At 69.6% G+C, this 12024-nt stretch carries 10 protein-coding genes and 1 pseudogene; 4 read left to right on the plus strand and 7 right to left on the minus strand.

Going from position 1 to position 12024, the window contains the following annotated elements; translation table 11 throughout:
• Nucleotides 1-140: 140 nt before the first annotated feature.
• The gene (locus ABZ883_RS42725; protein ID WP_360917627.1) at nt 141-881 is read right to left on the minus strand and encodes an IPT/TIG domain-containing protein; all 741 of its coding nucleotides are present in this window, start codon (nt 879-881) and stop codon (nt 141-143) included.
• 603 nt (nt 882-1484) lie between these two features.
• On the opposite strand from ABZ883_RS42725, the gene ABZ883_RS42730 reads away from it, so the two are divergent.
• Both ABZ883_RS42730 and ABZ883_RS42735 read left to right on the plus strand, forming a co-directional pair.
• Entirely contained in the window at nt 1485-1943 is a 459-nt protein-coding gene (locus ABZ883_RS42730; RefSeq protein WP_360917630.1) for a MarR family transcriptional regulator, read from the plus strand.
• 101 nt (nt 1944-2044) lie between these two features.
• Nucleotides 2045-2872 (plus strand): SAM-dependent methyltransferase, encoded by an 828-nt coding sequence (locus ABZ883_RS42735; RefSeq protein WP_360917633.1) that lies wholly within the window; start codon nt 2045-2047, stop codon nt 2870-2872.
• A gap of 49 nt (nt 2873-2921) precedes the next feature.
• On the opposite strand, the gene ABZ883_RS42740 is transcribed toward ABZ883_RS42735, so the two are convergent.
• From ABZ883_RS42740 to ABZ883_RS42750, 3 genes are all read right to left on the minus strand, one after another.
• Complete coding sequence (locus ABZ883_RS42740; protein ID WP_360917636.1) at nt 2922-3413, minus strand: hypothetical protein; 492 nt, start codon at nt 3411-3413, stop codon at nt 2922-2924.
• Between the two features lie 183 nt (nt 3414-3596).
• Nucleotides 3597-4610, minus strand: coding sequence for a D-cysteine desulfhydrase family protein (locus ABZ883_RS42745; RefSeq protein ID WP_360917639.1), 1014 nt, complete (start codon nt 4608-4610; stop codon nt 3597-3599).
• 119 nt (nt 4611-4729) lie between these two features.
• Nucleotides 4730-5758 (minus strand): aminoglycoside phosphotransferase family protein, encoded by a 1029-nt coding sequence (locus ABZ883_RS42750; RefSeq protein WP_360917642.1) that lies wholly within the window; start codon nt 5756-5758, stop codon nt 4730-4732.
• A gap of 196 nt (nt 5759-5954) precedes the next feature.
• Between ABZ883_RS42750 and ABZ883_RS42755 the strand changes: the two genes are divergently transcribed.
• Nucleotides 5955-6410: a hypothetical protein gene (locus ABZ883_RS42755; protein ID WP_360917654.1), complete on the plus strand. Its 456-nt coding sequence runs from the start codon at nt 5955-5957 to the stop codon at nt 6408-6410.
• Between the two features lie 85 nt (nt 6411-6495).
• Here ABZ883_RS42755 and ABZ883_RS42760 read toward each other — a convergent pair whose 3' ends face one another.
• Nucleotides 6496-7770, minus strand: a complete 1275-nt coding sequence (locus tag ABZ883_RS42760; protein ID WP_360917645.1) for a DUF6348 family protein — start codon at nt 7768-7770, stop codon at nt 6496-6498.
• 831 nt (nt 7771-8601) lie between these two features.
• Between ABZ883_RS42760 and ABZ883_RS42765 the strand changes: the two genes are divergently transcribed.
• Nucleotides 8602-9351 carry an SDR family oxidoreductase gene (locus tag ABZ883_RS42765; protein WP_360917648.1) on the plus strand — a complete coding sequence of 250 codons (750 nt, stop codon included), beginning with the start codon at nt 8602-8604 and terminating at the stop codon, nt 9349-9351.
• Here the strand turns inward: ABZ883_RS42765 and ABZ883_RS42770 are convergent.
• Nucleotides 9338-10807, minus strand: a complete 1470-nt coding sequence (locus ABZ883_RS42770) for an FAD-dependent monooxygenase (protein ID WP_360917651.1) — start codon at nt 10805-10807, stop codon at nt 9338-9340. The two genes, ABZ883_RS42765 and ABZ883_RS42770, sit on opposite strands and share 14 nt — an antisense overlap.
• A 267-nt stretch (nt 10808-11074) precedes the next feature.
• Nucleotides 11075-11762 (minus strand): annotated as a pseudogene (locus ABZ883_RS42775) (ZIP family metal transporter).
• Between the last annotated feature and the right edge of the window lie 262 nt (nt 11763-12024).

Below are 12024 nucleotides of genomic sequence, written 5' to 3' on the forward strand. Positions count from 1 at the left end.
GCGGGTCTTGCCTTCCACGCCGTCTCCGTAGGGGCTCGGCTCGGCCCGGCGGCCTGTCGTTGTCCTGCTCGGGCCCGCACGGGCCGGACGTCCGCCCCGTGCGGGTCGTCCGGGCCGGGGCCCGGGAGGCACGGAGGGGGTCAGATACCGGGACCCGCGACGTAGCTGAACCCGCCCGTCGCGGTCGCGCTGCCCCCGTCGGCGGTCAGCACGACGTCGACGGCGCCGGCGGTCCCGGGCGGAGCGACCGCCGAGACCACACTGCCGTTGATCACGCTGAAGGGTGCCGGGACACCGCCGAAGGTGACCGCGGTGGTGCTGGTCAGCGCCGTGCCGACCAGGGTCACCGAGGTGCCGCCCGAGGCCGGCCCCTGCGTCGGCGTGAGGGTCGTGAGCGTGGGGGCGTCGAAGTAGGTGTACGAGAATCCGTTGTTGGTGCCGCCGACGGTGGTGACGCTGACGCTCACCGACCCGGTCGAACCGGCTGGTGCGGTGACCGTGATCTGCCCGTCGGACACCACGGTCGGCACGGCGGAGTTCGCGCCGAAGGCGACGCTGCTCGCGGTGTACAGGCCGGTGCCGTTGATGGTGACCGTCTCCCCGCCCGCCGTCGATCCACCGGTCGGGCTGATGCTCTGCTTGAAGGGCGCCCCGATGTAGTAGAAGGGCAGCGGGTTGCTCGTTCCACCTGGAGTGGTGACGGTGACACTGACCGCCCCGTTGCCGGACGGCGCGATGACGGTGACGCTGGTGGGCGTGACGCCGACGATCGTCGCGAGCCGCGTTCCGAAGTGCACGGCCGTGGTGCCCGCGAGGTTGACGCCGGTGATGGTGACCGTTGTGCCGCCACCGCTGGACCCTTGGTTCGGACTGATGGGCATGACGTGTTCCTCCTCGCTCGGAATGCGCCGCATAACCGAGCAGTGATGAGGGCTTTCGGTCCGCACACGTACCTGGCGGTGGAAATCAGCTCTCGTCTCCACTGGCCAAGTGGTGAACCCGATCGGCCTCGTACGCGTCGCCCCGACCGGCAGTGCGCACCTGTCGGTCGAGCTGGAGGGCCTGTCGAGGGAGAACAGCCTGTCAGGTGTGAGCTGCCGCCTGATCAGGGGATTGCCCACGTCCGCCTGCAAAGTCGAAAGCCGTTGGCACGGACATCTGTAGTAACCCATCAGAGTGATTGCACGACAAGGCTCAAGCCAAAATGTCTACCTTTCAGGTGAGCGCCACGGCGTGAAGGGAGGCGCTTGTCAGGCGCATTTAGGATTGCCTTTTCATATGCCAATCAGTTGGACATGAAGTCGTCGGTCCTGACGCGATGTCAGTCGCGGCCGTAGGGTCCGCGGTCCGCCGCGGCGTCCGCAGCGCCCTCCGGATACCCCGCGACGGTGCACCGCGCACTGAAGGGGCAGGCCTGCCCGGAAGGTGGTCGGTGCATCAGTTCGGGACTTGACCGTTAAGGCCTTAACGATTAGCTTCGAGGTGTGGCTACAGTCGAGGACGCTGCCGGAAGCACACACGCCAGTCCGCTCGAACAGCTCAAGGTGATCAATTGGGCGCAGATGCGGGCGGGCCAGGAGTGGATCCGCTCCCGCGGGCTCAGCGTGCAGCAGGCATTCGTGCTCAACCACCTCGTTGCACACCCCGGGGCGATCCAGCGCGACATCGCCCGGGCGACACGGACGACCGCCGCGAACGTCTCCGGTGTCCTGCGCGGGCTGGAGGCGCGCGGACTGGTCGAGCGGCGCTTCGAGAACGGCGACGAACGCAGCAAACGCGTCTTCGCCTCCGACGCCGGGACCGAGCTCATCTCAGGACACGAGCAGGCGATGGTCGCTGTGGACGAGTCGATCCTCGCGCCCCTCACCACGGCCGAGCGCGCCACCCTGCAGGCTCTCCTCGACAAGATCACCGCTGACCTGCCGCACGTCGACACGCCCTGACCGACGCGCGGAAACCGCCAGGACCTCTGATCAAGCCACACGCCAACGGTGCGCCGCCGCCTGCCGGCCGGGGCGCGCACCCACGCGAACGGAGCATCCCCGTGACTACGCAAGCAGACAAGACCCTGACCATGATCCGTGAGGTGTGCGCTCTGGGACGTGTCGAGCTCGACCGCCCGCACACCCCCGACGGCGACCCCGTCCCCGGTCGAGCGCTGGTCAAGGGACTGCGGGCCATCGACCAGGACGGCGAGCCCAGCGACATCTCCCTGTCCGTGGGCCTGCTGGCGCCCCGCGCCCCCTACTTCGACCGGCTCGTCATCGAGGCCCTCGCGGCCGGTACCCGCCAGATCGTCAACCTCGGGGCCGGTTACGACGATCGAGCACTGCGGTTCAGGCACTCCGGCGTCCGGTTCTTCGACCTGGACCTGCCTCACACGACCGCCGACAAAGCGCGGCGCCTCGAAGCCCTCGACACCGACTCGGCCCACGCCACCCTCGTCCCAGTGGACTTCGCGACCGACGACGTCACCGATGTTCTGGCGCGCGCCGGGCACGACGCCCACCAACCGACCCTCTTCATCGCGGAGCACCTCGTCCTGTTCCTGAAGCCCGAAGACGTGGCTCGGCTCATGACCGGCATCTCCCACCGCGCCGCCCAGGGCAGCACCCTGGCTCTCACCGCCGAGACGCACCCGGCCGGCCTCGACTCCGCGCTCGTTGTCACGACCGTCGACGAGGTGATGTTCGCCGGCGACGGCCCGTTGCACACGATCATGACCCGCGAGGCCTGGCTCACCCTGTTCGACCAGCACGGTTGGCAGGTGGAGAACGCCGACGAAGCGACAGCCGTCGACCACTTCGAGCTGCCCGTGGCCGACCAGGCGGTCCGGATCCAGACGCAGTTCCTCACCGCGACGACCGCCTGACAGGCGATGGGCACCGGGCCGTCGCGACGGTTCGAGGTCGTCGTCGGCGTCAGCCCGCTGTTGCGTCGGCGGTGTGCTGGTGCAGTGCTGCCGCGGTGCTCCTCAGCCTCGCCAGCAGGGTGGTCAGGGCGTCGTTCCAGCGCGCGGTGCCCTGCTGCTCGGCGACGAAGGCGCGCAGGGCCAGGATCTCCTCGGCTGCGAACGATTCCTGACCGGGGTTGTAGGCGAACTGGAGCAGCGGGATCTCCAGTTCGTCGTACCTGGTGGGATCCGTGGTGAACAGCCACGATCCCAGGGCCAGGGCGGCCGTTCCTTCGTCCGTGGTGCATCGCAGACTGACCGCGGGCTCCACGGCGCACTCGACGGTGGAGACGCCGTGCGGCGTGAGCAGGACGATCCGTGCATATGCCGGAGCGGTCCGGACGGTTTCGAACGGGCCGGCCGACCGGGAGAGTTCTGTCTCGCAGACACCGCAACTGGCGGCGCAGCCAGGGCCCGAGGGGTCGGGACCGCCCTGCGCGGCACCGGCATGGGCGTGCACGGGGTGCTTGCATTCCCCGCAGACTGGCATGGCGTCTCCCGTTGCTGTGGTTCGGCCGGTGGGCGGGTTGTCCCACCGGGACGTGGTGTGAACGTTGCGTGTACGTCAACCAACGGGGGGTGCGTTGTCATGCCCGTTTGGCATGTGGGCGTGCCGGGAATTCGTTTCGCCGCCACTGGCGTTCTACGACGCCGGAGGTCGGATGGTCCGCGGGGCCGGATCCGTCAGCGTCTCCTGGAGCTTCGTGAGGGTCGCCGGGTGGCCGAAGAGACCGGCCATGCCGCCCGAGTGCAGGAAGACCGTGCGTTGTCCCGCGCGTACCTCGCCTTCCTCGACCGCCGCGACGAGGCCGGCCATCGCCCGCCCGGTGTAGACCGGATCCAGCACGATGCCCTCGGTGCGCGCGGTCATGGTGAGAGCCGCCAGCGTGGCCCCGGTCAGGGACCCGTAGCCCTCGCCGACCTGGTCGAGCCTGAGCCGCAACGTCTCGGGCGGACAGTTTCCCCCGGTCAGACCGGAGGCCAGGTCGGCGACCGCCCGCCCGGGATTCGCGACGGCTCCGCAGTGGACTCCCATGACCCGTGTTGTGCCCAGCGCGGCGAGCAGGCCCGCCATCGTGCCTCCGGAGCCGACCGCGACGACGACCGTCGCCAGATCGGGTGCCTGTACGAGCAGTTCCCGGCCGCACTCCTGGTAACCGCGCGCGCCGGTGACGTTCGAACCCCCGAAGGGGATCAGTGACGGCACAGCGCCCTGCCGCCGCAGACGTGCGACCGCGTCGTCGGCAACCGCGGCGAGTTCCCGATCGTCCACGTCACCGGCCCAGACGATCGTGGCACCGAGCAGACCGTCGAGCGCGAGGTTGCCCGACGTCGAGGAACCGGGTGTCCCCGAAAGGACGAGGACGACGTCGAGTCCCAGCCGGGCCCCGGCGGCAGCGGTCAGGCGCGCGTGGTTGCTCTGCGGCGCCCCGGTGGTGACGAGGACGTTCGCGCCTTCGGCGACGGCCTGACCACAGGTCCATTCGAGCTTGCGCACCTTGTTGCCACCGCCGCCCAGGCCGGTGAGGTCGTCCCGTTTCACCCACAGGTCATCGGCGCCGAGGCCGAGCGCACGGGCCAGCCGCGGCATCGGCTCCAGCGGAGTGGGCCACGTCCCGAGGACGACCCGACGCGTCGGCCGGCTTTCCGAGCTCATCGCAGTTCCTGTCTTCTCACGGCCGTCTGTGATCATCTCTGAGTCATCCTGCCATCGCGCCCGCACCAGGCCGTCAGCCGTGCGGACGGCCCGCCATTCTGTGCAGGGTGCCGGTCCGGTCAGTACAGCTCGGTCAGTACTGCCGCCATGTCGTCGTAGGTGCTCCGCACGCCGTCGGCATTCCCCAGACGGTGGTGCTCCAGGCGTACGGCTCCCAGGTGGCGTGCCTGATAGATGAGTGAGCGCCGGACTGCCGCCGGAGAGCGGTCCAGCGGGCCGTAGCCGTCGCTGTCCCAGAACGCGTCCCGTTCCGTGCCGGGCTTGGCCAGGGCCATCCGGATGGTCCAGTCGGCCGCGGGGTCGCCCCACAGCGTCCGGTCCAGGTCGAGGACCCCGCTGATCGTCGGCTCAGGGGCGCCTTCGGCGACCATGACGTTCACGATCCACAGGTCGCCGGCGAGAAGGCGCGGTTCGGTGATGTCGTCCAGGGCCGGCTCTTGCATGGCGACTGCCACCACCTGGCGCATGTCGGCCGCGTTCAGACCCTCGGCGTCCAGGTCGGTGGCGATGTCCTCCAGGGACGCGATCACCGCCTGACGCCACGTCGCGTATCCGGGCCCGGCAACCGGCCCGAAATGCGGGCCCCGTACGCCGTGCACCCTGCCGGCGATCGTGCCCATCTGGCGGAAGAACGTCCTCCACGCCGGACGTGGGTACGCGCTCAGACCCTGAGGACCGGCAGCGGGCGATCCGTCCAGCAGGGTCTGGATCATCCAGTCACGACCGATGACCTCGTGCGACCAGTCCGTCGCGATCACCCTGGGCATGAGGGGTGCGATGACCGACAGCCAGGGAATGCTGGCGTACTCGTTGCGCATCAGTTGACGCTCGGAGCGGAACTGAAGGCCCGGCTCGGGCGCGACGCGCACAACCACCGGTCGATCCTGCCCAGTCACCGCCACACGGAAGGTGTTGTTGTACATGCCGCCACCCAGCTCGACGGCCGATACCACCCGCGCCCGGCGTCCGAAGGCCCGATGGCAGATCGCCTGAAGGTCCGCCGCGCCGACCGGCTTCTGGAAGGCACCGGCAGAGCGCTCGATCGTTGTCAGTTCCATACATCGCTCCCGTCCTGCGTGTTCGTGCACATTCTGATGGCTCGGCTCCGGCGGAGTGGGATGTGACCCTTCCCGTCGGAAAGTTGAACGTGTTCAACTCTTCTGCCAAGGTACGTCTCCACGGCCCACATCTATCGGTTGGCCGAGACCGGCTGAGGGCGGGGAGGTCGAGGTGGGCGCTGGAAGCAGGCTGCATGCGTGGGGGGCGGCCATCGGGGGCTTGACGGTGGTTCTGGCTGTCCTGACGGCATGCGCCGGCCCGTATCAGTACTACGGGGGGACAGGGGTCCACGACACCACGGCGGCCGAGATCGCAGGGGCCTGGGAAAACGTCGAGGGTACCCGCATGGTGCTTCGCAAAGACGGGGTGGCTCGTGTTGAAAAGCTCGACGGGCAGGACTTCGACTTCGAGGAGGGCTGGCGTCTCTCCGGTACGGGAACCTGGCAACTGAAGGACAGGGACAGCGGACAGGTCGTCCGACTCGTGCTGACAGCCCGGACCCGGGTGGACAGCCGTTCCCCCTCGAGGTCCGCCGACTCCTCGGACCCCCAACCCCCGTCGACCTACACTTGGTCCTTCTTCGTGGGCCGCGATCAGCACGACGATGTGCAGTTGTTCTTCTTCTACGGCGATCCCGACATCGGGAACACGTACATGATGGCGCGCGAGACAAAGGCATAGCCATGCGTGTGGTCAGCAGGGCCACCGACGACGTGCCTCAACGCGGGTCAGGAGAGCGCCCACAAGGGGTTGCCGCTGAGGGCACCTACGATCGGCGATCGCGCTCCCCGAGGACGAATTCCGCGGGCCAGCGGTCGTTCAGCACCGCGGCCAGCAGCGGATGGGTGGAGTCGACCACCTCGCAGCGGGAGATCCTCCCCTCCTCCTTGGCCGGTGGGCTCTCAAGGACGACCGGCGCACGCAGCACTTCCTCGCCCCACGGCCCGACCGCGTTGCACAGCAGGCCCTCGAAGCGGCGCCCGGGCAGTGTGCCGTCGTGGACACGGGTGACGAATTCCTCGATCACCTCGGCCTGGAGGTGGATCCAGACCAGGTAGACCACCGTGCGGCCGTCCTGGAGCGGGATCGGGAGCCGTGCTTTGAGGAAGTTGCCGACGCCGTCCACGACCATCATGGCTTTGGTGGCGACGCGTACGCTCTTCGCCCGCTCCTCCTCGGGGAGTTCGGCGACAAGGTGGGGCAGAGCCAAGTCGAAGCCCGGGTGTTCCGGGTCCAGCGCCCCGCCGCAGCAGCACTGCGCACCGTGGGCGTGGTGGGGATCGGGGCCGGTCGTGGCGCCGCTCCGCGCGGGGTCCTCGGCCGAAGTCGGGAGCAGCAGCGCGTAGTAGCGGACCGCCGTGAACGTCGTCGGCTCGGGCAGGTTCAGTGCCGCCATAGCCGCGGAGGCGGCTTCGTGGCGTGTGCCGTTGACCCGGATCTCGGCCTCCATCGAGCCGGGTCGGCCGCCGTAGAAGACTTTGACGCCGTTGAAGAAGGGGGATTCCAGGTCCGCGGTGAACGTGTCCGCGACGCGGTGCAGGACGTTCGCTTCCAGCAGGGCGGCCTGCATGCGCCGGTTCTCGGTGGGGTCGAGACCGAAGGCCACGGCGCCGGAGGTGATCGAGTGCCAGTCGGTCACACCTCGCTCGTGCTCGGGGCCCTCCTGCGCCGCGAAGCGTCCGTGCTGGTCCAGGAGTTCAAGCAGGCACGCGCCGGCCGTCTGCACCCATGTGTCTGCGGCGTCACGGGCATCGGCTCCGACCGCCACGACGCAGTCCGTGAAGCAGGGCACGTCCGGCTGGAGACTCACGTCGGGCAGCGCGACCAGGTCGTAGTGGTGGCCGCCCCCGTGCTGGGGCGGAGTCACCGCTACCGCCCAACCGTGCGGGCTGAGCAGCGAGTTGCCCTTGAGTTCGGCGCCCTCGGTCACGCCGGGCGCGAGGGCCTCGAGGCCCGCCTTCACCAGGGCGAGGAACTCCAGGTCGGGCAGGCGGTTTCCGGCCTGCTCGGCTTTGCGCCCGCGGCGTCGTATCCAGGACATGCGCCGGATCATACTGAGACGGCCCTGTTGGCCTGCAGGAATTACGTGCGCCCGGTGCCGCCCCTTTGGGTCGCCTGGCAGTGCGTGGCAGGCCGACGGCCTCGGCACGGGCATCCAGGCTGTGCAGTGCTCGTCGTCGTGGGCGAGGCCGTGCGCGGCGGCGATGCGGACCCGGCAGTCGGTGTCGTCCGGGCGCGCGGCCAGGACGTGCGCGAGGACGGGACCGCGTGCGCTGCGGCCGATGGTGGGGCAGGCCGTCGAGCTGAATTGCGACGGGGCCCATGCTCCGCCCCCCCGGGTGCGATCGTGGCCGCACACGGGGATCGGGGTCGCCTTCGCGGGCCGCCGACCGGGGCCTGGACGTCGTACGGGACCGTCCTGGGCGACCGGTTTCGCGGGTACGCCATATACGACCTCGCCCGTGGCGCGGCGGGGGCGGTACCTCGTCTCGATCACCAAGTCAGGCGTCGATGCGGCGGCGCTGGAGCGGACGGCACGCTCCGCGGTGGCCCTCATCTTCAGGGGGCACCCCCTCCCACGAGGCGGGCTGACCCGTCCCGGGCGCCCCTGGGTGGGGCGGCAGGCAGGGCGAGGGCCCCCTGTCGGCGCTGGGACGACTCCATCGGGCGGCACCGAGGCGGTCCGACCCGCCGCGGTGCCGCCCGCCCGCCGTCCGCGTCGAGCGCCGAGTGGGCTGCGTCATAGTTTTTGACCGTTCCGTCCAGCATCGAGTTTTTTACCGTACAGTCCATAACGTGCCCCGCCGCGTCGGTGCGGGCCGTACGCCTACAGCAGTGGAGGTCGGACCTCCACCGGACAGGAGACGTGATCATGGGACAGCTCGACGGCAGGACAGCCATCGTCACTGGGGGTAACAGCGGGATCGGGCTGGCCACCGCCAAGCGGTTCGCGGCCGAGGGCGCGTACGTGTTCATCACCGGCCGGCGCCAGGAAGCGCTCGACGCCGCGCTGGCCGAGATCGGTCCGAACGCCACCGCCGTCCGGGGCGACGTCTCCGACCTCGACGACATCGACCGCCTCTACGCCGCCGTGTCCGAGCAGGGGCGCCGCATCGACGTGCTGTTCGCCAACGCCGGCGGCGGCGAGTTCTCGCCCTTGGAAGCCGTCACCGAGAAGCACTTCGACTCGACCTTCGGGATCAACGTGAGGGGTACGCTCTTCACGGTCCAAAAGGCCCTCCCTCTGCTGAACGAGGGCGCCTCGGTCATCCTCACCGGCTCCACCGCCGCGAGCTCCGGCGGAGAGGCGTTCGGCGTCTACGCGGCCTCCAAGGCCGCCATTCGTTCCTTCTCCCGCACGTGGGCCAACGAGCTCAAGGGCCGGAAGATCCGAGTGAACACCCTCGTTCCGGGTCCGATCCAGACCCCCGGCAACTCCGGGCTCGCTCCCAATGCGGCAGAGGCCGCAAAGCTCTGGGACTTCTTCGCCGACCAGATACCTCTGGGGCGGATGGGCCACCCGGAGGAAGCGGCGGCGGCGGCACTTTTCCTCGCCGGCGACCAGAGCAGCTTCATCACCGGAACCGAGCTCTTCGTCGACGGCGGTCTCAACCAGGTCTGATCCCGTCACCGCGGTGGCCGACCAGCGTCCGCCCCAGCTCGTCCGCCCGGCGTTGTGCGGACTGCTCGGAGGAGGCCCAAGCGATGTAGGCATCCGGTCTGACCAGTACGGACCTGCTGGTCGGACCGGACGTCGTGACGCACTCCACCGTGCCGGCCCACGCTTCGGTCACCGAAGCGGGAAGTGGCGCGTCCGCCGGTGTGACCAGCACGAACCGACGGCCGCGCAGTACCTCGTACAGGCGTCGGCCGTCGGTGAGCGGGATATCCGGAGCACGCCTCCCCGTGAGCGGGTCCGCGCCCGCCGGGGCGCCGTAGGCGATGTCGATGCCGGACATCGCCCGCGCCAGCCGCGAGGCCACCGGCGGGAGACGCAGGACGGTCCGGGCGGCGACGTCCCGTACGCCGCGCAGCGCGCGCGGGGTGGTCAGGACACCGCGCAGCAGCGCGCCGCTCATACGCAGCACTCTGCGCCCCACCGGGTGCCTTTCGGCCTCGTAGGTGTCGAGCAGGGTTTCGGGGGCGCCGTCGCGCAGGACGGCAGCGAGTTTCCAGCCCAGATTGGCCGCGTCCTGGATGCTGGTGTTCATGCCCATGCCGCCGGCGGGGGAGTGCACGTGTGCCGCGTCCCCGACGAGGAAGACCCTGCCGACGCGATAGCGCGGCGACTGCCGCTCGTCACTGTGGAACCGTGAGATCCAGCGCGGATCGTGCATGCCGAAGTCGCGGCCGAGCGCCCGCCGGGCGATGGCCCGGATCTCCTCCAGATCGACCGGCGCGCTGTCCGGCATCTCATGGTGGCGGTTCCATGCCATGATGCGGAACCACCCATCGCCGTACGGAACGAGGATGGCGAACGCGTCGCCCACTGCCCCGACCGTGGGGGGCTTCGTCGGGGGGTCGGCCAGCCGGACGTCGGCAAGCATCATGGACCTCACCGCGGAGCGGCCGGGGAACGGCAGGCCGAGCGATCGGCGCACCATGCTGTTTCTCCCGTCGGCGCCCACGACATAGGCCGCGCGCAGCGTTTGAGGGGAGCCGTCCGCGGCCCTTACCTGAACGTCGACGCCGGTCGCGTCCTGCTCGAGCGCGACAGCTTCCCAGCCCTCCCGTATGTCGACACCATGGGAAACGGCCCGTTCCCGGAGCACTCGCTCGGTGTGGTACTGCGGTGTGACCAGCACATGCGGGTACCGGGTCGGCAACCGCGACAGGTCGATCCCCAGGAACTGCAGAACCGGGTTGCGGACGCCGGTCGCAAGCAACTGGTCGGCGACACCGCGGGCGTCGAGTTGCTCCAACGTCCGCGCGTGGACGGCGAACGCCCGGGTGAGCTGTGAGTCCCGTACCCGCCGCTCGACGACGGTGCAGCTGACACCGGCCTCCGCCAGATCGCCCGCCAGTAACAGGCCCGAGGGGCCCGCTCCTACGATCAAAACCCGGTTGTCGGAGCTCATACGACCCCTCCAAGGTCGCCGGCGCCACCGCGACGAGCCCGAGGCGATGGGCCGGCCCTCTGGGAATTCCTTGCCCGTCCCTCCGGCAGCGTTGCCTACAAGCCGGGGCCCCGGCTCGTTGACAACCCCAGGGCGGCTTTACAAACCGTACCTCCGGGTCCAGCCCTGCGCGCGGCGTGCCGGCGGGCGCGTGTCCCGCCCCGATGACAGGCACCCGAGGTGGAGGCCATGCTCCGCGTTCGGAGTCACAGTGGGCGCGGTGAGCGCTCAGTCGGCGAGCCCGATCACCAGCCACATCAGCAGAGCACCTGTCACCGTGAACAACAAGGTGGCCTTGGAGGGATGGGGACTGTGCGCCTCCGGCAGGATGTCCGACGTCGCGAGGTACAGCAGGAAGCCGGCGAAGAAACCGAGATACAGGCCCAGCAGCCCCGTCGGGATCGTGAAGCCCAGCGTGATCGCTGCCCCGACGACCGGAGCCAGCGCGTCGGCCAGGAGCAGTAGTTGAGCCCGGCGCCGGGCATTGCCGTACAGCCTGGTGATCGTGTAGGTGTTGAAGCCGTCGGCGAAGTCATGGGAGATCACCGCGATCGCGACGACGATCCCCAGCGTATTGCCGGCCTGATATGCGGCGCCGATGGCGAACCCGTCGATCACACTGTGTCCCACGAGCGCTGACGCCGCCGCCAGACCGACTCCCTCCGCGGACTCGTGGGCATGCCCCAACGCGTGGGTGTGGGGCGCGTACTCGCTCTCGTGAGCGCGGTGAATGGCCACCCCCCGCTCCCCGTGGCTGAGCGGCCAGCGCATCGGGAAGCAGATCGAAACCGATGACGCCGAGCATGAGACCGGCGGCAAGACCGAGAACCAGGTGACGGCGGTCGCCGACCCGCTGCGCGACGAATCCACCGACAAGAGTCATGGCCATGGCGCATGCGGCGATCAGAACCGGCATGAGCCAATCTTGCGCGACGCCCTGACGGGTCGCTACTCAGCCCTCCGCACCCCCCGTACGAGACTCCCGGGGTTCCGCGGCCGCCGGAGTCCTGGCGCAGCCCGGTCCGTCACCCGGGGAGGTCCGGCGCGCGGCCGGCATGCTGCTGAGGGGTGTGCGGCACTCGGTCTAGACCCGTACTTCGCGGGTGACCGTTTCAGGTCTGTGGCCAGCGAGTTTGTCCGATGTCGGTGTCGAGGAGGTCGAGGAGGTGGAGTTGGAC

It is taken from the genome of Streptomyces sp. NPDC046977 (assembly GCF_040644455.1).
In the GTDB taxonomy this organism is placed as follows: Bacteria; Actinomycetota; Actinomycetes; order Streptomycetales; family Streptomycetaceae; genus Actinacidiphila.

Excerpts from the sequence above, each read along its gene's own strand:
- ABZ883_RS42765 (WP_360917648.1), top strand. The coding sequence starts at position 8,602 with ATGGGACAGCTCGACGGCAGGACAGCCATCGTCACTGGGGGTAACAGC.
- ABZ883_RS42770 (WP_360917651.1), bottom strand. The coding sequence starts at position 10,807 with ATGAGCTCCGACAACCGGGTTTTGATCGTAGGAGCGGGCCCCTCGGGC.
- ABZ883_RS42760 (WP_360917645.1), bottom strand. The coding sequence starts at position 7,770 with ATGTCCTGGATACGACGCCGCGGGCGCAAAGCCGAGCAGGCCGGAAAC.
- ABZ883_RS42725 (WP_360917627.1), bottom strand. The coding sequence starts at position 881 with ATGCCCATCAGTCCGAACCAAGGGTCCAGCGGTGGCGGCACAACGGTC.
- ABZ883_RS42745 (WP_360917639.1), bottom strand. The coding sequence starts at position 4,610 with ATGAGCTCGGAAAGCCGGCCGACGCGTCGGGTCGTCCTCGGGACGTGG.